This window comes from Spirochaetota bacterium (assembly GCA_038043445.1).
Taxonomy (GTDB): domain Bacteria; phylum Spirochaetota; class Brachyspiria; order Brachyspirales; family JACRPF01; genus JBBTBY01.
This window is the reverse complement of record JBBTBY010000010.1, coordinates 1-25037: the sequence shown is the minus strand read 5'-3', so window position 1 is coordinate 25037 and position 25037 is coordinate 1. Positions and strand designations below refer to the sequence as shown.

Annotated in this window: 25 protein-coding genes; 16 read left to right on the top strand and 9 right to left on the bottom strand. The window is 57.2% G+C overall.

The annotated features are described in order from the left end of the window. The 8 genes from AABZ39_01600 to AABZ39_01565 all read left to right on the top strand — a co-directional run. Positions 1-729, top strand: a 729-nt coding sequence (locus AABZ39_01600; protein ID MEK6793442.1) for a methyl-accepting chemotaxis protein, incomplete at its 5' end; no start/stop codon positions are given. A 10-nt stretch (positions 730-739) separates the two neighbouring features. Further along, positions 740-1255, top strand: a complete 516-nt coding sequence (locus AABZ39_01595; protein ID MEK6793441.1) for a chemotaxis protein CheW — start codon at positions 740-742, stop codon at positions 1253-1255. Between the two features lie 47 nt (positions 1256-1302). Then, the gene (locus tag AABZ39_01590; GenBank protein MEK6793440.1) at positions 1303-3207 is read left to right on the top strand and encodes a methyl-accepting chemotaxis protein; all 1905 of its coding nucleotides are present in this window, start codon (positions 1303-1305) and stop codon (positions 3205-3207) included. Between the two features lie 158 nt (positions 3208-3365). Then, the gene (locus tag AABZ39_01585; protein MEK6793439.1) at positions 3366-4220 is read left to right on the top strand and encodes a CheR family methyltransferase; all 855 of its coding nucleotides are present in this window, start codon (positions 3366-3368) and stop codon (positions 4218-4220) included. Next, a complete protein-coding gene (locus tag AABZ39_01580; GenBank protein MEK6793438.1) occupies positions 4217-4753 on the top strand; it encodes a chemotaxis protein CheD in 537 nt (178 codons plus the stop codon). Before AABZ39_01585 ends, AABZ39_01580 begins: the two co-directional genes overlap by 4 nt. A gap of 18 nt (positions 4754-4771) precedes the next feature. Continuing rightward, positions 4772-5836: a chemotaxis response regulator protein-glutamate methylesterase gene (locus tag AABZ39_01575; protein MEK6793437.1), complete on the top strand. Its 1065-nt coding sequence runs from the start codon at positions 4772-4774 to the stop codon at positions 5834-5836. A gap of 111 nt (positions 5837-5947) precedes the next feature. Further along, positions 5948-8533 (top strand): ankyrin repeat domain-containing protein, encoded by a 2586-nt coding sequence (locus AABZ39_01570; GenBank protein MEK6793436.1) that lies wholly within the window; start codon positions 5948-5950, stop codon positions 8531-8533. 81 nt (positions 8534-8614) lie between these two features. Next, positions 8615-9082 (top strand): cache domain-containing protein, encoded by a 468-nt coding sequence (locus tag AABZ39_01565; protein ID MEK6793435.1) that lies wholly within the window; start codon positions 8615-8617, stop codon positions 9080-9082. 15 nt (positions 9083-9097) lie between these two features. On the opposite strand, the gene AABZ39_01560 is transcribed toward AABZ39_01565, so the two are convergent. Next, positions 9098-9871, bottom strand: a complete 774-nt coding sequence (locus AABZ39_01560; GenBank protein ID MEK6793434.1) for a DUF1638 domain-containing protein — start codon at positions 9869-9871, stop codon at positions 9098-9100. A gap of 154 nt (positions 9872-10025) precedes the next feature. On the opposite strand from AABZ39_01560, the gene rpmF reads away from it, so the two are divergent. The 3 genes from rpmF to AABZ39_01545 are packed head-to-tail and all read left to right on the top strand — an operon-like array spanning position 10026 to position 12264. Beyond that, entirely contained in the window at positions 10026-10232 is a 207-nt protein-coding gene (rpmF, locus tag AABZ39_01555) for a 50S ribosomal protein L32 (GenBank protein ID MEK6793433.1), read from the top strand. 29 nt (positions 10233-10261) lie between these two features. Continuing rightward, a complete protein-coding gene (gene plsX / locus AABZ39_01550) occupies positions 10262-11278 on the top strand; it encodes a phosphate acyltransferase PlsX (protein ID MEK6793432.1) in 1017 nt (338 codons plus the stop codon). Beyond that, entirely contained in the window at positions 11275-12264 is a 990-nt protein-coding gene (locus tag AABZ39_01545; protein ID MEK6793431.1) for a beta-ketoacyl-ACP synthase III, read from the top strand. Before plsX ends, AABZ39_01545 begins: the two co-directional genes overlap by 4 nt. A gap of 1 nt (position 12265) precedes the next feature. On the opposite strand, the gene AABZ39_01540 is transcribed toward AABZ39_01545, so the two are convergent. Both AABZ39_01540 and AABZ39_01535 read right to left on the bottom strand, forming a co-directional pair. Next, positions 12266-12898, bottom strand: a complete 633-nt coding sequence (locus AABZ39_01540; GenBank protein MEK6793430.1) for a LysM peptidoglycan-binding domain-containing M23 family metallopeptidase — start codon at positions 12896-12898, stop codon at positions 12266-12268. A 10-nt stretch (positions 12899-12908) separates the two neighbouring features. After that, complete coding sequence (locus AABZ39_01535; GenBank protein ID MEK6793429.1) at positions 12909-13187, bottom strand: acylphosphatase; 279 nt, start codon at positions 13185-13187, stop codon at positions 12909-12911. A gap of 113 nt (positions 13188-13300) precedes the next feature. Here AABZ39_01535 and AABZ39_01530 point away from each other — a divergent pair, with 113 nt between their 5' ends. Next, on the top strand, positions 13301-13624 hold the full coding sequence (locus tag AABZ39_01530) for a cupin domain-containing protein (protein ID MEK6793428.1): 324 nt from the start codon (positions 13301-13303) through the stop codon (positions 13622-13624). Here AABZ39_01530 and acpS read toward each other — a convergent pair. The 5 genes from acpS to AABZ39_01505 form a co-directional block, all read right to left on the bottom strand. Then, entirely contained in the window at positions 13611-14006 is a 396-nt protein-coding gene (gene acpS / locus AABZ39_01525; GenBank protein MEK6793427.1) for a holo-ACP synthase, read from the bottom strand. The two genes, AABZ39_01530 and acpS, sit on opposite strands and share 14 nt — an antisense overlap. A 143-nt stretch (positions 14007-14149) precedes the next feature. Continuing rightward, the gene (argJ, locus tag AABZ39_01520; GenBank protein MEK6793426.1) at positions 14150-15331 is read right to left on the bottom strand and encodes a bifunctional glutamate N-acetyltransferase/amino-acid acetyltransferase ArgJ; all 1182 of its coding nucleotides are present in this window, start codon (positions 15329-15331) and stop codon (positions 14150-14152) included. Positions 15332-15353: 22 nt separating this feature from the next. Beyond that, complete coding sequence (locus AABZ39_01515; GenBank protein ID MEK6793425.1) at positions 15354-16019, bottom strand: hypothetical protein; 666 nt, start codon at positions 16017-16019, stop codon at positions 15354-15356. Positions 16020-16025: 6 nt separating this feature from the next. Then, complete coding sequence (locus AABZ39_01510; GenBank protein ID MEK6793424.1) at positions 16026-17141, bottom strand: aminotransferase class I/II-fold pyridoxal phosphate-dependent enzyme; 1116 nt, start codon at positions 17139-17141, stop codon at positions 16026-16028. Positions 17142-17156: 15 nt separating this feature from the next. Then, positions 17157-17495, bottom strand: coding sequence for a hypothetical protein (locus tag AABZ39_01505; GenBank protein ID MEK6793423.1), 339 nt, complete (start codon positions 17493-17495; stop codon positions 17157-17159). Between the two features lie 215 nt (positions 17496-17710). Between AABZ39_01505 and AABZ39_01500 the strand changes: the two genes are divergently transcribed. Both AABZ39_01500 and dnaA read left to right on the top strand, forming a co-directional pair. Continuing rightward, the gene (locus AABZ39_01500; protein MEK6793422.1) at positions 17711-18349 is read left to right on the top strand and encodes a DedA family protein; all 639 of its coding nucleotides are present in this window, start codon (positions 17711-17713) and stop codon (positions 18347-18349) included. A gap of 14 nt (positions 18350-18363) precedes the next feature. After that, positions 18364-19704 (top strand): chromosomal replication initiator protein DnaA, encoded by a 1341-nt coding sequence (dnaA, locus tag AABZ39_01495; GenBank protein ID MEK6793421.1) that lies wholly within the window; start codon positions 18364-18366, stop codon positions 19702-19704. Between the two features lie 11 nt (positions 19705-19715). Here dnaA and AABZ39_01490 read toward each other — a convergent pair whose 3' ends face one another. Further along, the gene (locus AABZ39_01490) at positions 19716-20699 is read right to left on the bottom strand and encodes a type I phosphomannose isomerase catalytic subunit (protein ID MEK6793420.1); all 984 of its coding nucleotides are present in this window, start codon (positions 20697-20699) and stop codon (positions 19716-19718) included. Positions 20700-20801: 102 nt separating this feature from the next. Here AABZ39_01490 and AABZ39_01485 point away from each other — a divergent pair, with 102 nt between their 5' ends. Further along, positions 20802-21494, top strand: a complete 693-nt coding sequence (locus AABZ39_01485; GenBank protein MEK6793419.1) for a hypothetical protein — start codon at positions 20802-20804, stop codon at positions 21492-21494. Beyond that, positions 21476-25037 (top strand): tetratricopeptide repeat protein (locus AABZ39_01480; protein MEK6793418.1); only part of this gene is annotated, 3562 nt, incomplete at its 3' end. The genes AABZ39_01485 and AABZ39_01480, both read left to right, overlap by 19 nt.

The window sequence follows — 25037 nt, the reverse complement described above, 5'->3', positions numbered from 1 at the left end:
CCCCCCACCGCCGTCAGCGAAACGGTCGCCGCAATGAAGAAGATAGCGGACAAGGTGATGATAATCCAGGAGATCGCACGCCAAACGAACCTGCTCTCCCTCAATGCGTCCATCGAGGCTGCACGGGCGGGCGAACACGGCAGAGGGTTCGCCGTCGTCGCGAGCGAAGTGCAGAAACTCGCCGACAGAAGCCAGCGGGCCGCAGGGGAGATAGGCGAACTATCGAAGCAAAGCGTTGCGGTCGCTGAAAAGGCAGGCGACATGCTCGACAGGCTGGTCCCGGACATCCAGAAGACAGCCGAGCTCGTGGCGGAAATAAGCGCTGCAAGTTCCGAGCAGAGTAACGGGGCGGAACAGATCAACAATGCGGTGCAGCAGATAAATACCGTCGTACAGCAGGTGTCATCCGAAGTGGACCGCGTGAGCAGTGCCGCGCAGAATACCGCCGCCGGATCGGAAGAAGTGGCATCGACCGCAGAGGAACTTTCATCGCAGGCGGAGCAGCTGACAGACACGATCGCGTTCTTCACGACGAGTGCCGCATCCCTGCATGCGCAGCATCATCCCGGAACGAAAAAGAACATGATCGCGCGTACGAAACGGCCGTTCGCGCTCAAAGAACACGCATCGCTGGAGCGGCCGGGACAGGAACGGGTGCTGACGGCGCCGGAAGAATCGGTCGAAAGCAGCACACGATATGAAAACATCGTGAGCACAGGGCGGAAGTAAGGAGAGACCCATGGAAACAAAAAAACAAGCGGCCATCGATTCAAAACAATATCTCACGTTCATGCTCGACCGCGAAATGTTCGCGTTCGAGGTACTGAAGGTAAAGGAAGTACTCGAGGTGGCGAAGATCACCAAGGTACCGCGCACGCCCGACTTCATGCCGGGGGTGATCAATCTCCGCGGAAGCGTCGTCCCGGTGGTCGATCTCAGGCTTAAATTCGAGATAACCGCGAAAGACCGTACGGTCGACACGGCGATAATCATCGTCGAGGCGTCGTTCGACGGGGATACGATAACCATCGGCTCGCTCGTGGACAGCGTGCATGAGGTCATACGCCTTGACGCTTCGCAGATAGAGGCGCCGCCGAAAGTGGGGATGAACGTGAGCGGCGAATACATCGAGGCCATCGGCAAGAAGGGAGACGATTTCATCATCATACTCAGCGCCGATAAGGTCTTTTCGGAAAAGGAACTCGCATTCGCAAAGGAAGCGTCGTCAAACGATTCGTTATCGTCCGGTGAGTAGGATTGAGCGCAGAACGGACATCCTGCGCGCAATCAAGGAAAAACGCTATGAAAATTAAAACAGGATCGAAACTCGGCATCGGATTCGGGTCCATCGTGCTGCTCATGGTCGCCATCGCGGCGGTAGCAGCGATACAGTTGTCCCGGGTACGCGCCAATGCGACTCAGGTGAGCGCGGAAAGTCTGCCCTATGCCCTGCTCGCGGACGAGATGGTGTACCATTCGGTGCAGGTGCAGCAGTTTTTCACCGACGCCTCGCTGACGAAATCGAAAGATGCCCTGGCGGACGCCGATGCGCACGCGAAGGAATTTCATGCGGGATTGAAGAAGTTCCGCGACATGTACGATCGGGAGAACGACCGCGACGGTCTCACCAGTGCGGACGCGCTCGAAAAGGAGTTCACCACATTCTATGAGATCGGCAAACGGATGGCCGACGCGTATATGGAAAAAGGCATCAAAGCCGGCAACGCCGTGATGACGGAATTCGATGCGGCATCCCTCGCCATGGCCGACGATGTCAGGAAACTGCAGAAGCAGCAGAGTGCCGAAGTGTCGGCGAACGCACAGAAGATCGTCTCGATGACGGCGACCGTACTTCTGGTGATATTCATATTGACCGGATGCGCGCTTATCGCCGCTATCATCATTGCGGTGGTCATTACGCGCGCCGTCACCAATCCGCTCGGGGGCGAACCCGATGAAATGGCACAGATCGCCGGAAAAATCGCGCAGGGCGATCTTCGCCTGCAATTCGATGAGGACAGAAAAAAGATCGGCCTTTATGCATCGATGTATGCGATGGCTGAAAAGCTGAAGGAGATCGTTTCAACGATAACATCGGCGGCGACGAACGTCTCCGGCGGCAGCGAACAGCTGAGCAGCTCAAGCGAAGAGTTTTCGCAGGGCGCGAGCGAACAGGCGGCGAGCGTGGAAGAAATATCGTCGTCCATGGAAGAAGTGGCCTCCGCCATCGAAGAGATGTCTTCGAGCGTGGAAGAAGTATCCACTTCCATGCAGGACGCCTCGTCATCGATCAATCAGATGACATCGACGATTCAGAAGAACGCGGAGAACGCACGTCAAACGGAAGCGATTGCCAAAAAAGCCGCCGGGGACGCGCAGACGGGTGGAGCGGCGATGACCGCCACCGTCCGGTCGATGAAGGAAATATCCGACAAGGTGCGTATCATTCAGGAGATCGCCCGGCAGACGAACCTCCTCTCGCTCAACGCGTCGATAGAAGCGGCGCGGGCGGGTGAACACGGCAAGGGCTTCGCGGTCGTCGCGAGCGAGGTGCAGAAGCTCGCCGATAGAAGTCAGCGCGCAGCCGCCGAAATAGAAAATCTCTCAAAAACGAGCGTCGATGTGGCCGAGAATGCGGGGCAGCTCTTCCTGAAACTTGTGCCGGACATTCAGAAGACGGCCGAACTCGTCGCCGAGATAAGCACGGCGAGCGCGGAACAGAACAATGGGGCAAAGCAGATCAACGACGCCGTACGCCGCATCAACACCGAGGTGCAGCAGCTGAGCAGCTCCACAACACAGATCGGCGGCTCGGTACAGCAGATCAACAGCGCTATACAGCAGTTGAACGGAGTGGTGCAGCAGAACGCATCTGCCGCCGAGGAAGTGGCATCGACCGCCGAAGAACTCTCGTCGCAGTCGATACAGATGCAGGACATCATAGGGTTTTTCCAGTTAAGCGATGCGGAACAGACGGAGTGGAAGGTTCGGCATCGGGTGAGCGGACCGGCAATGGGACGGGCAGCGCTCGAGCATCACGTCGCACCGGGAAAGAACATCTCGCCGGAGAAACCGAAAGGAACGAATCTCTCGCCGAAAAAACCGGAGCCGCAGTCCCCCACGATCTATCATCCCGAACGAAAAGGGGTGCACATCGACATGACGAATCCCGGCGACGAGGAGGATTCCGAGTTCAAGAAATACTGATCTACGGATAAACGGGGAACATCATGGACGTTCTCCGATGCGGTGACCGCTGGCACACTCCTGCCTCACCCCCTATTTACTTACCGGCGGTCTCCCCCAACACGCGTTTGCGTGCCCGCATCGGAACGTCCGCTGTTATCATGCTTGGAGATCGATATATGGAAAGCGGTATCACACAGATAAAGATGTCGGAGGAGGTCCGGGGACGCTTTGCCGCTTTCATTGAGACCGAATTCGGCATCAAGATGCCTGCGATCAAAAAGACATTGCTCGAGGGCCGGCTCGCCAAAAGGCTCAGGGCGCTCTCGTTCTCATCCTTCGACGAGTACTGCGATTATCTTTTCAGCGCTTCGGGACACGAAAAGGAATTGCCGTATTTCAGCGATCTCGTATCGACGCATAAAACTGATTTTTTCCGCGAACCATCCCATTATGAAACGCTTCGCTCGAAGATATTGCCGGAATTCGCAGCGCGTGGAATCGGCGTGAACCGTCCGCTCGATCTGTGGAGCGCCGCCTGTTCCACGGGCGAGGAGCCCTATACACTCGCCATGGTCCTTGACGATTACGGAAAATCGCTCCCGGCATACCGCTACACGATACTCGGCAGCGACATCTCCGAACCGGCGCTTGCCAAAGCATTGCGCGCAGTGTATCATGAACATCTGACGAAGCCGATTCCCGAGATGTTCCGCAAGGCGTATCTCTTCAGGGGCAGCGGCGACAAGTCCCACTTGGTGCGCATCGCCCCGGTGCTGCGCGCGCAGGTGCGCTTCCGCGCCATCAATCTCATGGACGAGGAGTATGCCGTTGGGTCGCTCATGGACATCATTTTCTGCCGCAATGTGCTCATCTATTTCGACAAGGAAAATCAGGGGCGTATCATTGCACGACTCGCGGAAAATCTGCGCCCGGGCGGATATCTCATTCTCGGACACTCGGAAACGATACTCGGCCCACACCCGATAATGAAAGCGGTCGTCTCTACCGTTTACCAGAAGGTGCAGCTATGAACGAATTCAGATCGATCGACGGCACTCCGACCCGATACATCGGTATCGGCGAGTACCACGTTACCGACAAGCCTGAAAAGATAGTGACCGTCGTCGGATCCTGTCTTGCAATATGCATGTACGCGAAGAACACACCGATGGCAGGCATGCTCCATGCCATGCTTCCGCACTGCAATCATCATGCAAGCACCAATTACGGCGGGGCGCATCAGGCGAATTGCGTCACCTTCCTTTTTTATATGATGCTCGAAAAATTCAAGAACGCCGGACTCTCGAACGACGATATCGAGATCAAGGTGTTCGGCGGCGCAAGCACCATGGGCAGGAATTCCGGCACCGTCTCGGTGGGGAAGCGCAACGCCGAAGTTTTTGAGATAATAATCGCCCGGGAGATGATGCCGGTACGTGCGCGCGACCTCGGCGGCACGCAGGGACGCAAGGTGATACTTGATGCCGCTACCGGCGATGCCTTCGTGAAAATGCTCTCAAAGGGCGCCCGCGAGCTCGCAGAAAGCAAGGTCGTGATAGACTGACAGCGGAAGGATTCGTGTATGGAGAAAAAGATCCGTGTTCTTATCGTCGACGACAGCGCCGTCGTCAGGCAGACAATGGAAGAGCTCATTTCCTCCGATCCGGAACTGGAGGTGATGGCGGCGGCTGCAGACCCGTTCATCGCCGCGGACAAGATACGCGATGAGGTCCCCGATGTCATAACGCTCGACATCGAAATGCCCCGCATGGACGGACTTACCTTCCTCAAGAAGATAATGTCGCAGCACCCCATACCCGTCGTCGTCTGCTCAAGTCTTACCGATGAAGGCTCGCTCACCGCGATACGAGCGGTGGAATTCGGCGCAGTGGACATCATCACCAAACCCAAGCTCGGCACGAAACAGTTCCTTGAGGAATCGAAGGCGACGATAACCGATGCGGTGAAAGCGGCCGCCCGCGCGCAGCTCAAAAAGCTCAGGATGACACCGGACATCACACCGAAGCTGTCCGCCGATGTCATTCTCGCCAAGTCGCGTTCGCATGCGATGGTGCAGACGACCGAAAAGGTCATCGCCGTAGGGGCGTCCACCGGCGGCACGGAGGCGCTTCGGACATTTCTCGAGGCGCTCCCCCTCGATACGCCGGGCATCGTCATCGTACAGCACATGCCCGAGAATTTCACCAAATCGTTCGCGAACCGGTTGAACGAGCTCTGCAGGATAAATGTGAAAGAGGCCGAGGACGGCGATACCGTTCTGAGGAGCCACGCGCTCATCGCGCCGGGGAACAAGCATATGCTCCTTAAGCGCAGCGGGGCGCGCTATTATGTGGAGGTCAAGGAAGGCCCGCTCGTCAATCGCCACCGTCCGTCGGTGGATGTGCTCTTCCGCTCGGCCGCCCGCTATGCGGGGGCGAACGCGGTCGGCATCATCATGACCGGCATGGGGGACGACGGGGCACGCGGCATGAAGGAGATGAAGGACGGCGGCGCATATACAATAGCGCAGGACGAGGATTCATGCGTCGTTTTCGGCATGCCCAAAGAGGCGATAAAGCTCGGCGGTGTCGATTCCATACTGCCGCTCGGTACTATCGCACCGCATGTGATACTGAAGTACTGCTGAATATCGAGATCCGGGACCACGCCGGAGGGCAACGCAAGTATACCGGACCAGTTGACGGCAAGGCCGCGCATAGCATATACTATCCCTCGTAATAGCCCCGAGGAGTACGGCATGCGCGGGATGATCACCTTTCTCTGTCTTGGCGCGCTGTGCGCTCTTTCTCTCACCGCGGACGTCAATGACGACCTGCTTTCCGCCTTCGACCGCGGCGATGTCAAGGCGATAGATGAGGCCATTGCGCGCAATGCGAACCCGAACACCAGAGACAGCGATGGATTTTCCGCGCTCATGTACGCGGTCGCGTTCGGAAAGAAGGATTATATCACCGCGCTCATCGCCAAGGGCGCGGATACGAGCCCGAAGGCAAACAAGGGCATGACGCTCGCCATGGCCTATGCCGCCTGCGGTGCCGTGCCTGAGCTCAAGGCAGCGCTCGCACAGAGCGGTGTGAACGATGTACGCTTCGACGGGCGGACGGCGCTCATGTACGCGGCGATGAACAAGGAACTCGCCGCAATGAAGCACCTCGTCGCATCCGGCGCGAACGTGCACGCGAAGGATGCGGACGGATGGTCGGCCGTCATGTTCCTGTGCGCGAACGATAAAAAAGCATCGAAGCGCGTGGCCATCGGCCGGCCCCGGGGACCGATGAAAGCCGCCGGCAATCCGAGCCTCGCCGCACTTGAATTCCTCGCCGCATCGGGCGCCAATCTCAAGGAAAAAACGCCGGAGCGCTTCACCACGCTCATGTATTCCGCGATCAACAACGATATCCCGACAGCGCAGTATCTTATCCGCAAAGGCGTCGAGGTTGATGCGCTCAATGACGATGACCGATCCGCCCTCATGTACGCGGCAATGAACAACAATGCTGAAATGGTGAAAATGCTCCTCGCCGAGGGAGCCGATGTGAACGTCCGCAACACGGACCTCTGGACGCCGCTCATGTATGCCTGCGCTACGGAAAAGCAGGTCACCGCGACCGACGCCGCGGCGAAGGAAAAAGCGGTCTCTTCCGTAAAGAACAATCTCGAGACCATATCCGTGATCCTTCGCTCAGGCGCCGATCTTCAGGCACGCAATAAGCAGGGGGGCACCGCACTCCTCTACGCCGCCGAGAACGCGAATGCTGCAGCCGTTTCCATGATAATATCGGAGGCATCGGCCGGCGCGTTCAATGCGCTGTCATATATCGTGAACACACCGAGCCTCGACGGGATGACGCCGCTCATGCATGCGGTACTGAACGGGGGCCGGGACATGGCGCTGCTCCTCCTCGAGAAAGACGCCGACATCAATGCACAGGACCTGAACGGCATGACGGCGCTCATGTTCGCATCGCGCGACGGCGACGAGGCGCTCGTCAAACTCCTCACGGACGAACTGCCCGACCTCGGCATGACCGACATGAACGGCTGGGGGCCGCTCTACTATGCCTCGCTCGGCGGCCACATGGCGGTCGTATCGATACTCATATCCCGCAACACCCCGGTGAATGGTCGCGAGCTCAAAGCCATGTACGCCGCCAACTCGCCCGTCATCGATGCGATACGATCGAGCACGGTATTCCGTGAGCGCCAGCAGGCCGCCCGCAGCCGTTATGCACCGCCCGAGGCCGTCGTCAATAAATATGCGTTCGGTCTCATCGAATTCGATGAGATCCCCTCGCTCAAGTCGCTCCCCAAGGCCATGTTCACCCCGCCGTACTCGGACGACTGGCTCTTCGATACCATGCCCCTCGATACGGTGCTCACGCTCGCCGAGATAGCCCCCGCCGTGCAGCGCAACGAAGGAATAGCCGTGCTTCGCGTTCTGACGAACTTCGATGGCGGCGAAACGCTTCTGACGAATTATCCGTCACTCCGCGACGCGTTCATGCGCGCACTCGATATCATGCTCGTCGATCGGCGGCTTCGCGCGGTAAAGCCCGCCGCCTCAATGCATGAACGACTTGTACCGTTCCTCAGACGTGCGCCCCGGCCATTGCCGACAAAGCCGGAGCGCCAGGCGCTCTCCATCGACTATGCGATAGAGAAGATATACCTTGAGTTCGGCGACAGCATGAAAGAAGCCGACATCCGAAAAATGCGCGAGACAAGGACGGTCCCGCTCATGGCCGATCTCTGCAGAAAAAAAGGAGCGATGGACATAGCCGTGTTCGTGACCAACGAAATAGCGCGCAACGCCCCGCGCGAGCTTTCGCAGCTCCTCATGTTCGATGCATACTCCTTTACGCGAGACACTCCCTGGCTGTCAACTGCCGGCACGAAAGTGCTCCTCGCCGTCATGCCCATCTACTGGAACGACATATGCTCACCGATGACATACTTCGACGCACCGGCCTTCGACCAGCTCACCCGCGATGCCCTGCGCTTCGGCGATGCTGCGGAGCACTATCCGACAATACGTAAAAGCCGTTATGCATCGGCCGACGGATTTGAACGACCGCTTGCTGCGATCGCGCGATATGCCGCAGATGCGACGAACCGCGCCGCGGACATCATCGACGCGCTCCTCGCCTTCACCCCGAGGGCGGGCATGACGAAGCAGGAAGTGAAGTTCCTGGCGGAAAGCCCGATAGCCGAAGGCAAGGCGCTCAGTATCGTCAACGCAGGAAAGACGAATGAAGTCTGGAAATTCGGGAAATTCGAGGTACTCTTCAGCGGGAGCACAGCAGCGTCGGTGATGGCACGCTGATGCGCTGCGCGGCTGACGCAAAGAAATCATTTGACATCAGAATTCAATAACGATATACTACGGTCACAACGGAGGTATCCCATGAAGAAAGCATTCATTTTTCTTGCAGTGATCTCTGCGCTATCGCTTATCGCGGCGGACGCAAAATTCGGCACCAGGGAAGAAGCCATCGCCATGGTCAAGAAAGGCATGGCCTATATCGACAAGGTAGGCGTCGAGAAGGCGCTTACTGAGATGACCAGGACAAACGGCATGTTCATCGACCGCGATCTGTATCTCTTCGCGCTCGACTTCAACGGCTTCTCGCGCGCCAACGGCGGAAAACCGTCCCTCGTCGGCAGCGACCTGGCCGATATGAAGGACAACAATGGCTATCCGTTCGTGAAAGAGATGATCGCTCTCGCGAAGAAGTCCGGCTCGGGCTGGATCAAATATCTCTGGAACAATAAGGTCACCGGCAAAATCGATCCGAAAGCGTCCTATATAGAACGCGTCGGCAAAACCGAGATCCTCATCGGCTGCGGCATGTATGATAAGGAACGCAAATAGCCGCTTCGGGCCGCCCTACGGCGTCTTTTCCGTCCCGATAATGAGCGCATCGTGCGTGGCGACAATACGTTCCCCGGGGCTGACGATGCAGAAGTCGTCGTCGCCCCATGCACCGTCGACAAAACGTTTCATGAGCGAGGCATCCCCGGCGAGATCGTCGAAGTCCCATCCCAGGTAGGACGCGCATATCTTCGTGTATTCCTTATAGGCGGCGCCATCCCCGGAACCGATGTCGACATAGGCGGCATTGGTGTACTTTTTCATCCATCCCTGCTCTATCTCCATGAGATACGCGGCATTCTCCGCGCCGTATTTTTCCGCGTACGCGGCGGCGATGGCGTCCGACCGCCCCTTTCCCGGCATGGGGGTGTCATCTATCCACCCCGGTGAATACCAATAAGTGCCCGGGTGTTCGTTGAAATAGCGCTGATAGCGCTCCTTGGAACCGAGGAGGAAGGTGATGCAGTCATGCGCCCTGACACAGACGACGGGGGCGGTGCGCGCCATGATGCCGACTATCCCCATGGAGCAGAGCCCGTAACCGAGGAGCACTGCATCGCAGGGCGGCGACCTGTCCACGGCAGCCTGCACCGCCGCACGCAGGTCGTCAGGGGAATTATGCAGACCCTGCTCGAGCAGATCGAAGGTGAATGTGTTCGGTGAGGAAGCGGCCACCTGGCAGAACTCGCGCCAGAGCACATGGCAGGCGATGATGTGGTATCGCTTGGAAAGGCCGCTTGTATGCGCACGCAGGCGCTCGGCAACATCTTTATCGTAGAATTCGGTCATATATGCCGCTTTACTATACTAAAAATCAGAGTAAAAACAACTGTTCCTCGCGTTGACAAAAGCGAATGTTCACTATATATTACCTTCTCCGTTGACGGGCAGTTCGCCCGGAATACGCATATTGTGATCGTATTATCATAGCAAGGATACCAGCATGGCCCTCCCGAAACACCGTAAATCGAAGTCAAAAACGCGGATGCAGCGCGCTGTCAACGAGAAGCGCTCGATATCCGACCTCTCCCTTTGCCCGCAATGCGGCTTTGAGAAGCTCTCTCATCGTATCTGCCCGAGCTGCGGCTACTACAAGGATAGGGTCGTCGCCGCTCCGCGCGAGAAAAAAGAGCGCCCGAAACAATCGTAACTGCATAGTCCGGCACGGGGAGCTAACGAATGAAAGTCGCAATCGATGTTGCCAGCGCCGAGAACCCGCTTCATGAAATGGTTCATGGCTGCATTGCTACCGTCAATACTGTTCCGAACGTCCACCTTATTCTCGTCGGCAACGGCGCACAGATCGAATCGGCGCTCGCGAAAGAGAAGTGCGATGCCTCGCGTTTCACCATCGAACATACCGACAGCGTCATAGGCATGGATGAATCCCCGGCAACGGCCATCAAGGAAAAGAAGAACGCATCGGTCATGGTGGCCAATCGCCTCGTCGCAGAAGGCAAGGCTGACGGCTGCTGGTCGCCCGGGAACACCGGTGCAACGCTCGCCGCTGCGCTCATGGAATTGGGCCGCCTCTCCGGCGTCTATCGCCCCGCGATAACCGTACCCTTCCCCCAGCTTGATAAGAACCGTTTCGCAGCCTTCCTCGACCTCGGCGCGAACGCCGACTGCACACCGGACTATCTCGTGCAGTTCGCCGTCATGGGCGAGGCCTATTCGAAATTCGCCTGGGGCATAGAAAAACCGCGTGTATCGCTCCTCAATATCGGCGAGGAAGATTCCAAGGGGAACGTGTTCTATAAAGAGACATACGAAAAACTGAAGACGATACCGTTCAATTTCATCGGTAATCTTGAGCCGACGCAGATATTCTTCGATCATGCGGACGTCGTCGTCGCCGACGGCTTTACCGGCAACATCGCGCTCAAAGCGTATGAAGGACTCGGCAAGGGCGTCATGCATATGATAAAAAATGGCGTAAAGCGGTCGCCCGTCGCGATGCTCGGCGCGCTTCTCATGAAGAACGTGCTCAAAGAGATAAAACGCAATATGTCATCCGACTCCTACGGCGGCGCGCCCCTTATCGGTGTGAACGGATGCAGCATGATAGGCCATGGAAAATCGAGCGCTGCCGCAGTACGCAACGCCGTGCTCGCAACGATACGTTTCGTCGAAAGCAGGGTCAACGACCACATCGTCGAGAACCTTATCCGCTACGGCTGCGCAAAAGGGAAATGATGACAACACGCCCCGTACGCATAAGCGGTGTCGGCGCCTATGCGCCTGAGAAAGTGCTCACCAATGCCGATCTTGAAAAAATGGTCGATACCACCGACGAATGGATAACCACGCGCACCGGCATACGCGAGCGGCATATCGCCGCCGATGATGTTCCCTCCTCAACGCTCGGTATCGAAGCGGCAAAAAAAGCCCTCGCACATGCCGGCGTACAGGCTTCCGCCCTCGACATGATAATAGTCGCGACGATAACCCCGGACTATATCTATCCGGCCACCGCCACCATCGTGCAAGAGGCCATCGGCGCGGTGAACGCGTGGTGCTACGATATCGAGGCGGCCTGCTCGGGGCTCATCTACGGCATCACCATCGCCGAGCAGTTCATACGCATCGGGCGTGCAGAACGCGTGCTCGTCATAGCGCCGGAAACACTCTCGAAGATAACCGACTGGCAGGACCGCAACACCTGCGTGCTCTTCGGGGACGGTGCCGGCGCTGTCGTGGTGGAAGCCGCCGTCGACGACAGCAGGATACTCGCAAGCTATATCGGCGGCGACGGGAAATACGGCGATCTTCTCTTCATGCCGGGCGGCGGATCGCTCAATCCGGCGAGCGAGAAAAGCGTCGCCGAGCGCATGCATTACATGAAGATGAGCGGCGGCTCCGTCATGAAAGCGGCAGTCGGCGCCATGGAAATGGCCGTCACCAAGGCGATGGAATCGGCGAAACTCACGCCAATGGATATCGACCTTATCATCCCGCATCAGGCGAATATGCGCATCATACAATCGGTGGCGCGTTTCCTCGAAGTGGACATGGCGAAGATGTACACGAACCTCGAACGCTACGGCAATACCTCAGCGGCATCCATCGGCCTTGCGCTCAACGAAGCCATCGAGCGGGGCATCGTCAGGAAAGGCTCCGTGGTCGCGCTCGTCGCGTTCGGCGGCGGATTCACTTGGGGATCGACGATAGTACGTTTCTAATTCACCCTTTCGGCAGTATCGTAAGCGGATTCTTCGGCTTCCCCTTGACGCATATCTTGAAATGCAGTTCCGGCGCATCGGTAAATCCGCTCATGCCGAGCTTACCGATGACGGCATTCCCCGCGACGGCATCGCCTTTCTTCACGGCCGACTCGGAGAGATGCGCGTAGATGGAGTTATAATCGTTCTCGTGCTTGAGGATAACGACGGTGCCGTAGCCGCGCATGGTGCCGACGTACTCGACGACCCCCGCGCGCGCGCTCATGACCGGGTCGCCGAAATTACCGCGTATGTCTATTCCCGTGTTCATGACATTCTCCGAAAGCCCATACCCGCGCACCACCGATCCCCGGTACGGCCAGAGGAATAGACCGCTCCCGGCAGGAACGCTCGCCGGCTTTGACACAACGGCCTTCGGCGGCGAGGTCTTCTTCGCTGCATCGGGAATGGCAAGCCGCATGCCGCGTTTCAGCGTATAATGCTTCACATCGATGCGGTTCATCCTGCAGAGCGTATCGATGGAGATATTCGACTTCTGGGCGATGCCGTAGAGCGTATCGCCTTTACGGACGGTATAGGAAGCGGCGGCCAAGGGCAGCGTACACAGAAGAAGTAGTATCGATGGATGGAACATAAGCTGTCCGTTACTGACGGATAGAGAAACCTTCCTTCAGCGGAGGGTCGGACGGGCGCACGGTAATGCTCAACTCGGTCACCGCGGAAAGCGCCGGCCCCTTCTTCACACGCGAGAGGAATTGCTCGAGTATCTCACGGTTCGGGCATATCACATCGATAGCGACCGTACCGTCATAATTGTTCCACACCTCGCCGTCGAGCACCATTTCCTTGGCTGTCTCCATGATGAAATAGCGGAAACCGACGCCCTGGACGCGCCCTGACAGGTTGATATTCGCTCGCAGCAAGGTACTTCCTCCAAGAGATGGCCCGTACTATGATTATCGGAAATCGAAGGAGTAATGTTTATCCGCTAGAGCAACGCCTCAAATTTACGCCTTCAGACGTCGATATTCTGTGTATGGATGCCGAGACCTATACGATCACGACCATCGAGGATGAATTCTCCTGTGAGCGCAATGTCGCCGAGCTTCTTCCCGTGCTCTTCGGCAAGGGATATACCGTGTACGGCGTCGAGCACAAACCCAATCAGCTTGTCCCCTACCACGTGCACCCGTCGCAGGAGATAGCCATCGTATTACGCGGGAAAATGCGCTATATCATCGAGGAAGAGATAGTCGATATCGGCGAGGGCGAAGTGATACATATACTCGCCTCGGCGGTACATGCCACCGTAAGCATCGCCGATACGGGCGATTCACACCTGCTTATCACCTTCGTGTAGCGCTCTCTATCACCGCTACCGCTACTGAATACGCCTTTTCGTGCGCTATGGAAATATGGATACGTACGCTCGATGCCCCGAACGTTCTCTTTATGTATTTCAGCACACGTTCGCTCGCTTCGATATACGGCCGCCCGCCCTTCTCCCGCGCGATCCCGATATCCCGCACGGCAAGCCCGGCCGAAAGTATCCCCGTCCCGAGCGCCTTGAAGAACGCCTCTTTGGCCGCGAACGATGCGGCAACGCTCTGATACGCATTGGCCTTCGCACGGAAATACGAAAGCTCCCCCGCCGTGAACACGCGCTTGAGGAACCGCATATTCTTCATATTGCGGCGCATCCGCTCATTATCGACGATGTCGATACCGATGCCGATCAGCATGGAATTTTCCCCGCCCCTTTAAAATAAATAAACCGATTCGTGGGATACTCGAACCGGTTTATTGTAGTGTGTGGTACGTAGAGGGTAGTCGTTACCACGTTGTGTATCATCATTATCGTCACACGGCGAAGAGAACTTTAATCTCATGTACGGTAATCGGCGTTAACCGTTACGTACTCATGCGTAAGGTCGGAGAACCAGTACGAATCCTTGCCCTTGCCGAGACCGCAATCGAGCACGACATCCTGCATCGGTTTTTTCATGAGCAGATCGAGCTCTTCCGTTTCATCAGTGAGGATGCGCCCGCGCCTGTATATCGTTATGCCGTTGAGCGTGAGCGTAGCCCGATAGGCATTGAACGCGACGCCGGCGCGCCCTGCCGCGGCAAGGATGCGCCCCCAATTCGCGTCCGCACCGTAGAACGCCGTTTTCGTAAGATTCGATGTAGCCACCGTCCGTGCAATCGCGGTCGCGCTTGCGCGGTCCCGAGCACCCTTGACGGTTATCTTGATGACCTTGGTAGCGCCCTCGCCGTCCTTGACGATGAGAACGCCAATTTCCTCGCACAATTCCCGTACCGCCCTCGCGAGCAGGCGCTCTGCCGCACCCGACCGGACGGGCTTATTGCCGGCGCGCCCATTGGCGAGCATGAGCACCATGTCATTGGTCGATGTATCCCCGTCAACGGATATCCGGTTGAACGTCGCATTGACCGCATCGAGAAGGATGCGGCGCTGTACCGTGGGAACGATGGCTGCATCCGTCGTTATAAATACAAGCATGGTCGCCATGTTCGGATGTATCATGCCCGCACCCTTTGCCATCGCAAAAATGCGTATTTCCGTCCCGTCGATGGTCACCTGACGATACGCCTTCTTCTCGAATTTGTCGGTGGTCATTATCGCTTTCGGGGCATTGTTCTCGCTCGGGGCAAGGAGCGGAAATGCGGCGTCTATGCCCGCTTCTATCTTTCTCATCGGGAGCTGCCGGCCGATGACACCGGTCGACGCAACAAGTATGTTCCCCGGTTTCACCTTGAGCTTTTTCGCAAGAAGAGAAGCCGTTCTCAGCGCATTCCTGTCACCTTCAGGCCCGGTCACCGCATTCGCATTCTTGCTGTTGATGACGACACCCGCGATACGGTTCCCGATATGACGTTTGCAGAGGAGTATCGGCGCCGCCTGTACACGATTGGTGGTGAACACCGCCGCCGCGTACGCGGGATACTTCGATGTGATAAGCGCAAGATCGGGGCCTTCTTTTTTCAGACCGCAATTGACCGCAGAGAACAGAAAATCACGCGGCAACGCCGGCGCATGTTTCATCGCTCGCTCCCCCACCGGACTATCAAGCCTCTTTCACTTCGCCAGCACTTGGTGCATTACCATGTGCATCACTTGGTGCATTACTTGGCCCATTACTGGATGTATCACTTGAACTTGATGCAGCGCTTGGGGCAACGCCTGCCGTGTTACCTGCCGCACCTGCAGCAGTGCTTTTCGCAGCGCTTTCTGACGTGCCTGCCGCATCTCCTGCAGCGTCGGGCGCATCCCGCTCAATGCGCCGTTTGCGCTCCTCATACTGCAGGCGTTCGCGTACAGTGAAGCGTATACGCCCGTGCTGATTACGTTCTTCGATGACGCCGAAACTGCCCCCGCCGAGATACGCGATCTTTTCCTGGGGACCGGGGCGCATCGTTTCGCGGAGCATACGCACGATGCAGTCGAAATGAGCGGGTTTTCCCGATTCCCGGTGGCGTATCGCCTGATTAAGGACGATTATCGGTTTCTCGCAGAGGGCGCATATGGGCTTCTCGACGCCGTCATTGCGCAGGCGATTCACATATTCGCGCTCAAGTTCGTCGAGCGAGCGTTCCCGCCGCCGGCCGCCGCGCCTGTCGCGATGGCGCCGACGCCGACCGCGATTGCGGTCATTGTTGAAATTGCCGCGGCCGCCGCGGTCATTCCTGTCGTTACTATTGCCGTTATTCCTGTCATTCCTTCGTTCGTCCATAACCCCTCACACAAGCGATGTCAGTATGCGTACGCCCTCTTTCAGTACCGCATCATCGGCGGCGAAGGAGAGACGAAAATTGGTGTCTCGTGCAGAAAACACATTGCCGGGTATAATAAGAACTTTTTTGTCGATAGCACGCTGTACGAATTGCGAACCGGTCTCCCCGTTCCTGAGCCCCGGGAACGCATAGAACGCGCCCATCGGCCGTGCAAGCGAGAATTTATTGGAAAGCCCGTCGTAGATGATGTCGCGCTTGCGGCGATAGGTATCGCAGATCGGCTTGAAATCGTAGTCAAGATGCTTAAGAACGCCCTTCTGTGCGATCGACGGCGCGCAGACGAAGGTGTACTGCTGGAGTTTTATCATCTCGGCGATGATGTCCGCGGGTCCCATCGCATAGCCGATGCGAAGCCCCGTCATGGCGAGGTTCTTGGAAAAGCCGTTCAGCACTATCGTCTCTTCGTGAAGATCGGCGATGCTCGCGAACGCGCCGTCATACACGAACGCGTCATATATTTCGTCGGAGATGATGATAAGACCGTGTTTCTTCGCGAACGCACGGATGACCGCGGCATCGGCCTCCGTACTGACCGCGCCGGTGGGATTGGACGGTGAATTGACGACAATGAGCTTCGCTTTCGGCGTATACGCCGCGGTCAGCTTCTCTTCCGTGATGCGAAAATCCGGGTAGGTATCGATGAACTTCGGCACCGCGCCGAAAAAGCGGGCAAGGTGCGGATACATGACAAAGTAGGGGTCGGGAATGAGCACTTCATCGCCGGGGTTCAGCAGCACCGCAAAAGCAAGAAGGATGCCGCCGGAGACACCGCTCGTGATCATGACATTATCTTCATTGTATTTCCCGCAGTACGGTGAACGGCGATAACGCGGGAGCGATGAAATGCCTCTGCGCAGGTCCGCATCACCCTGCGTAAGCGTATATTTGTTGAAGCCGCCCTGAATGGCGGAGATCATATCATGCTTGACGCTTTCCGGGACATCGAAGTCCGGCTGTCCTATGGAAAGATTTATCGGGTCCTTGATATGCTGAGCGAGATTGAATACCTTGCGTATGCCGGATGAATCAATACCGCCCATCCGGAGGGCAATGCGGCTCACTGAACGGTCCGTGATCTATTTCTCATCGTCCTCGAAATCATCATCAGCTTCGTCATCTTCCTCGTCCGCCTCGTCATCCTCTTCGATATCGTCATCGAATTCTTCGTCATCGAATTCTTCGTCGTCGAATTCTTCGTCGTCGAATTCTTCGTCATCGAATTCTTCGTCGTCAAATTCCTCGTCCTCTATTTCGTCGTCCGCAATATCCTCATCATCCTCAAAATCCTCGTCTTCCTCATCCTCGTCCTCATCTTCCTCGAGATCATCCTCGCCCTCATCGCTGTTGCGCTTCGCGAGTTCGAACAGTGCAGCCCAGACGAGCTTCACGTACGTCGGTTCGGCATACCATTTCATAACGACTCCTCGCATGAGGTGATTTTGCCGCCGGGATAACCCCGAAAGCGGCGTTCGGTGGGTAAAATACGATATTTTCATTGATTTGTCAAGCAAGCGAACGCCTCTGTTGATGCACACTCACCTCCACGTGCTTCTTGACAAAACGGCGGTTCTGTATAGAATCGACGCCCTGCGTCTTACAGAGCGAAAAAACAACATTGGGAGCTTTCACCATGGGACTTACGGAATTCCTCGCCACCTATATCACTGCGTTCATAGAAAAGACAGGGTATGTGAGCGTTTTCATCCTCATGACGATGGAAAGCATGATATTCCCCATACCGAGCGAAGCGGTCATGCCGTTCGCCGGCTTCAATATCGCCGCCGGGAAATTCACCTGGTGGGGAGTGCTCGTTGCGAGCACCCTCGGCAGCATCGCAGGCTCGTTCATCTCCTATTATATCGGCGCATACGGCGGCAAGCCCTTCATCAACAAGTTCGGGAAATACTTCCTTCTCGACAAGGACGACCTTACCTTCACCGAACGCTTCTTTGCGCGCTTCGGCGAGATTACGATATTCATCTGCCGTTTCATACCCATCGTACGGCATCTGATATCGCTCCCGGCAGGCATCGCGCGAATGAACATCGTACGTTTCGGCATCTTCACGATCATCGGGGCGACGATGTGGAACATGTTCCTCGCCTGGGCTGGCTTTACGCTCAAGAAGAACTGGGAACTCGTCATGCGCTACAGCAAGGTCGTCGATATCGTCGTCATCGTGGTCCTCATGGCGGCGGTCGCCTACTTCGTCTACCGTCATCTTGCCAAACACAGGCGCGGGAAGTCCAACGCGAAACGGAAGCGGTAAGCGCGGGGCGGCGCGTGCTCAAAGAAGCATGGACATCGGCGGTCGATTCGCTGAAATCGACCAGTGACGGCGCGGCCGTCGGCATCCTCAATCAATGCGCATACCGCGGCGAGATGGACAACGGCATCACCGTAGGCGTTTCGGGCGATTTCGCTATCAATTACATAAAGAAGAACCTCCTGCCCCGCATGCAGTCCCTTCTCAAAGAACGATCGGGACGCGATATTGCGCTCACCTTCCTCGTCGATCCATCGCTCGTACCCGCGGCGGACGTGCAGCACGATCTTTTCGGCACCACGGATATCGAAAAAAAACGTCATCGCTCGAGCTTGAACGAACACTACACGTTCGACAACTATATCAGCGGCAAGAACAATGATTATGTCGTCGCGGTGGCGATGCGCGTTGCGAAGTCACCGGGCACGCAAGACAATCCGTTCTTCTTCCACGGCGGCGTGGGCCTCGGAAAAACGCATCTCCTGCAAGCCATCGGCAACTACATCATCGCGAACGATCCCGCGAAAAAAGTGATATACATCGGGGGCGGTGCCTTCCTCACCGAATTCGTCGACAGTCTCAACAGCAGGAACGCCAATCGTTTCAGGAAAAAATACTCCACGCCCGACATACTCCTCCTCGACGATATCCAGCAGCTGCAGAAGGCGGTGCAGACATCGAAGGAGCTTTTTGAGATCTATCAGACGCTCGAGCAGCACGGCCGGCAGATGGTGTTCGTGAGCGACCGTCCGCCCAAAGAACTTGAAAACCTCGACGAACGGCTGCGCAACCGTTTCGAGAAGAACGTCATCGGACGCATCGAACCGCCGCTCTATGAGACGCGGCTTGCCATCATCAGGACAAAGCTTGATGAGCTTTCTACCGACATCGACGGCTCCATCATAGAATATCTCGCGCAGAACATATCGACCGATGTGCGTAAGATAGAGGGCGCGCTCAAGTCGTATATCGCACGGCGCGATCTCATGAACGTTACGCTCTCGCTCGAGGAGTGCATCGATGCCGGCGTCTTCAATGACTACTGCACCACGAGCGGCATTGCGGCGGCGTCCCCCAAGGACGTTCTTCGCGCGGTCGCAAAGGTGCTCTCCGTGCCCGCCGATGTCATACTCGGGAAGGACCGTACACGCACCGTTTCCTATGCGCGTCATCTGGCGGTCTATCTCGCCCTCACGCTCTCCAATCGATCGACCACGGAGATCGGCGCGGAATTCAACCGCGATCACTCATCGGTCGTGCATGCGCGGCACACCATCATCGCGATGATGCGCGAAAAAACGCATGTCGCGGAGGACATCGAGCGTATTAAGAATGTTCTTTCGGGGAGAACGGCCTAGCGAAAGCGCCGTTATGCTCGTATCCTGAGGAAATCGATCCTGCCCTTGACCGTGTATTCCCCGAGCGCGGCGGGGAGCAGAAGCGTTTCGCCCTTGGCGAAGGGTTCCATCCCCTTCGGATGCAATATGTTCCCCTCGCCGCCGACCGCCATGAGTATCTCAAAGCTCTCTTTCATCGCGGTGATCGCCTCGTACTTCGAACGTACGCCGCTGTTATGTATCTCCTCCACGGAAAAATAATCGTTGGCAATGACGGAGGCAGTCTCAAACCCGGTTTGCGCTGAAAATGTCTTCGCAAGCATGACAGGCTCGGTATCATTGAAGTTGATGTTCTCAAGCGATTCGGGTATATGCAGTTCGCGCAGATGGCCCGCATCATCGACGCGGTCCCAGTCATAGAGGCGATAGGTAAGATCGGACGTCTGCTGTATCTCGGCGAGTACGATGCCTTCCAGGATCGCATGCACGCGCCCCGCGGGCAGATAGATGACATCGCCGGCCTTCACCGGCAGATAGTTGAGCACCGTGGTTATCGTCTTATCACCGAGCGCTTGTACGAGCTCATCCTTCGTCGTCCCCGGCTTCAGTCCGACGATAAGCTTCGCATGCTCGGCCGCCGAGAGTATGAACCACATCTCGGTCTTCCCGAAACGCTGCCCGTGCGCGCGCGCGTACTTGTTGGCAGGATGCACCTGCACCGATAGCTTCTCGGTAGCATCAAGGAACTTTATCAGAAGAGGGAATTCATACTTATGCTCTTTGAACACTCGTTCGCCGACGATAAGCTCTTTGTATTCGACGATAAGGTCCTCAAGACTCTCCCCGGCGAGCTGCCCGTTCGATACCATGCTCTCATCCTCGGGCACCGTCGAGACCTCCCAGCTCTCCCCTATCTTCATGGACGGATCGAACGCTTTGCCGTAATCCCCAGCAAGGGCGTTCCCGCCCCATATCTTTTCCTTGAGGATGGGCTTGAATTTAAAAGGGTAAAACATGTTCAGACTCAGTGGCCGGTATTATACTACCGCCCGTTTTTTGCGCAATAGTCGTTTTCACACTTTGTTGCGTTTTCTGTTACATAGAATACAATGAATTCCGTGCGGATATCCATCACACGAACGATATTAGCGTTCATCACCGCCGGCATCGCGCTCACGGGGGCGAATTCCGAATTCGTTCCGACGAACGGGAGCGGCAGTGCGGCGTTCCAGCCGATGCAGGACAGGCGCCGGGCCGACACCAATGACGCAAAACAGCCGTGGGCGTTCGGCATTGGGGGCGGCGTGCTTATCGGCGGGCTGCAGGCGTTCGATCCCCGGTCGATATGCACGGGTGCAGAGCTCGGATTGCGCTTCATGTATTTCGGCGTACCGTCGTCGGTATTCTCCGACCTCTACCTCGAGTACAGCTTCTCCTATCGATCGGTAGCCTCGGCCGCCTACGGCAGGTTCGATATGATATCGATAGAGGGCGCGCGCATCGGCGCACATTTCGCACGATCATTGGATATCCTCTCCCTGCCGACCGCGCTCGGCATGAGCATCGGCTTCATCCATTACTATCCGTCGGTCACCGCAGCAGCCGGCACGAATTTCACCTATTTCCCGGGCTATGCGATACGCGTCCCCGTCGATATCGATCTCATGCTCGTCGCGAACACGATAACCCTTGAGCTTTTCGCGGCAGCGAACCTCTTTATTCACCGTTCCGAGATCGGGACGATACCGATGAAGGTCGATTATAATTTCAATCTGGAGGCGGGCCTCAACCTATGGGTGTATCTCCGGTAAAGCTCATCATCATGCTCGTCGCCCTCCCGCTCGCCGGCGAATACTATCGCTCCGTGGAATCGATAATCGTTCCCGGGCCGACGAAGAAGCATGCCCTCATCGCGGACGAAACGAACCGCACGCGTGAACTTACCGCTATCCTCGAGAAGGCACGGACAGCGCTCGCCTCCGGCAATACCGCCGCCGCCATACGCATATGCGAAGAGGCGCACGCCGTATACGCCAATCATCCGTTCACCTATCGCATCCTTTCCGAAGCATACGCGGCGAGCGGCGACCATTATCGCGCATTGAACTACGCGCAGAAAGGCATCGATTACGACAACCGTTACCTCCCGAACTACGAGATGCTTGCGGACGCATATGTGCGCTTCAATGAATTCGACCGCAGCATTCAGGCATATCTGACCGCATACCACATCGAGCTCATCTCGGGGTATTTCCTTGCAAAAGCCGGCATGCTCTTCCTCTCCCTCGGCGAACTCCCCGGGGCGGAACGCTACTTCGAAAAAGGCGCCACGAACGATGACCCGTACTGCATCGAAGGCAAGGGCATCATCGCCCTCAGGAGCAACGACTACGCATCCGCTCTGGCAAGCTTCGAACGTGCACAGTCGATACTCGAGAAGTTCAAGATGAACGATGCACGTATCCCGGCGGCCAAAGAGCGTCTCGCCGCACGCATTGTCAGAACGAAATATGACTGGCTCCTTGCGCTCATGGAAGCGAACTACGAGCGCGGCAATGACGCGAAGGTGATGGAACTGGGGGGCAAGGCGGTATCACTCGTACCGGAATACCGCGCCTTCATGCTGAGCGGATTGTCCGCCGCGCGCGCGGGCGACCTCACCAACGCCTTTCTCTTCCTCACGCAGGCGACGAACGTTTCCCCGCGCGTATCCATTCCCTACCGTACGCTCGCGGGCGTATACGCGCGCTTCGGCCGCACCAATGATGCCGTGGATGTACTTCGTGAGGGTGCACGCAATTGCCGCACCGATCAGGAACTCTACGTGGAGCTCTCGCAGTATCTGATACAGACCGGAAATTACGATGAAGCGGATGCCGCCTTCAAGAGGGCGCTTCTCTTCACGAACATCGGCGCTCGCTCGCTCGCCTCCTATGCGCGCATACTGTTCGGGAAAGGGGATCTTGCGGCGGCAGGGCGCTATGCGATCGAAGCAGAGGCTATCGCCGACAGGGCGGCGATGAACGATATCGCACGACGCGCGGCAATACGCATGCAGCTTGAAAAGGCGCGTACGCTCATCCGCGACAAAGCGCCGCAGCGGGCCATGGACATGCTCCAGACGACGAATTATACCGGACAGGAGGAATCGCTCCGTGTCCGATACATGCTCCTCGCGTACGACGCGCTCGGACGCATCGATGAACCGATAGCATTCCTCATGCGAGGGCTCAAGAGCGGCATATCGCTCCTGAACGCACGGGAGATAATGTACTTCGCCAATAAATTTCTCGAACTTCACCGTACGAACGAGACGAGCTGGCCGGTGGCGAAGCGAAAATACGCCGAGATAGCGCGCATTGTCGATGCCTGGATGATCAATGACGGCATGCGCCCCGCTCTGCTCTCCGCCTATTTCGACGACATCATCGCGTATGGGGATCATGATACGGCGATACACGTCGGGACGCTCATGAAGAAGAACGCGGCATTCGATCCTGCCAAAGCCGTCGCACGTGCCCAGTACCAGAAGGGACGCGCCGCCTTCGCGGACAATCGTGCGGGCGATGCAAAGGAAGCGCTCCTCAAAGCGCTCGCATCCGACGATGACTGCCATGACGCACGATTCCTCCTGAACGAAATGCATGCAGCGGAAGCATGGCGGGCGCTGCGCGACGCGGAAGATATCGGCGATACGACGAACACGGTGCGCGCCTACGGAACGATCCTCTCGCTTACCCCCTACGATGCGTCGCCCCTGCTCCCGCTCGCCCGCGCCTACCGCGAGAAAGGGGACTTCTCGAACGCGCTCGCGATTGCTGATGAAATACGGCAGCTTGCCCCCGAGAAAGGGCTCGGGCATGAATTGGCAGGCGATACGCATCTATCCGCGGGCAATGCCCTTGAAGCGCTCAAGGCGTACCGAGAGGCGATGCGCATTGAGCCGGACAACCCCGTGTATCGCCGAAAGGCCGCACGATGCTTCTTCGCACTCGAGCAGTATACGCGCGCCGCCGTGGAATTCGAGGCGCTTATCAGGACCGACGGCGTCGCGGAGAACTGGTTCTACTACGGCGCCGCATTGTACCATCTGTGGGAGTATCCGGATGCGATAGCCGCCATGGAAAAAGCGGTGATGGCTGAGCCCGGCAACCCGGTGTACCGCATGAATTACGGCGTCATACTCCTCGAAGCGGGGCGCACCGCGGAAGCGCTCGAAGCGTTCAACCATTCCCTCCTTATCGATGCCTCAAGCGAGGATACGCTCTTTTATAAAGCACGCGCGCTCTTCTATCTCGGACGCATCGATGAATCGTTCACCATCGCCGAACGGCTTGCGACCGCTTCGCCGGAGAATCCGCTCTATCGTTTCGCGCTCGGGGCCATTTACGAGCTTCGGTCGCGCCAGATACTCGCTTCCGATGTCGCGGAATATATCAATCGGGCCATCGTGCAGTTCACGCAGTGCGTATCGCTCTGCAAACCGGTGCGCGATGACGAACTCAAGCAGGAGGCGCTCAAGCGGTTGAAGGACCTCAATCCGAATTTCCATGTCATCGCCATTGCGCAGCTCCCTGCCGCGCTCGCTGCACCGCTCGCCAACGACCCGAAGGACAGGCGCATCGTCTATGCACCGCTCGCCAACGGCACGGTATGCGCCTATGACGTCATCGGCAACAAGGCGCTATGGCAGACGCGCGTCGCCGGCAGGGTGACAAGCCCGGTCGTCTATCGGGCACGGCACGTGATGTTCGGCACCGAGAGCGGCGTGTTCCATATACTCCGCGCCAAGGACGGGACATCGGCGTTCACGTTCGTCTCCGGCGGGCCCATCACACAAGCGGCGCTCCCCATCGTGAACAACAATAATGCCAAAGAGGGCGGCGACGAGGTGAACATCATCCTCGTGCCGTCCGACGACGGACGGGTATATCTCATCCAGTACCTCGAGGATGAGGACCGTTTCAATTATCAATTCATCCAGATGGAGGGCGGCATCTCAACGCCCATCGTCCATGAGAACGGTCTTCTCTTCTATGCCACCGCACGCGGGAGCATCTACTGCATGAACATGCGTACCGGAAAAACGAAATGGGTACAGCGTACGAGCGGACGCGTGACCGCAGCACCGCTCATCGTCAATGGGTCGCTCTATGCGGCATCGGACGACGGCATCATCTACCGGCTCTCGCTCGATGACGGGGGCATCACGGGCACCTACCGCTATCGGAACAGCGGCGTGAAGGAACTCGTACACAAGGACGGCTATCTCTTCTTCGGCGACGACTTCGGCAGGTTCCACATCATCGACACGGACATGAAGAGCGTCGGCATCGATCAATTGAACGGCGCAT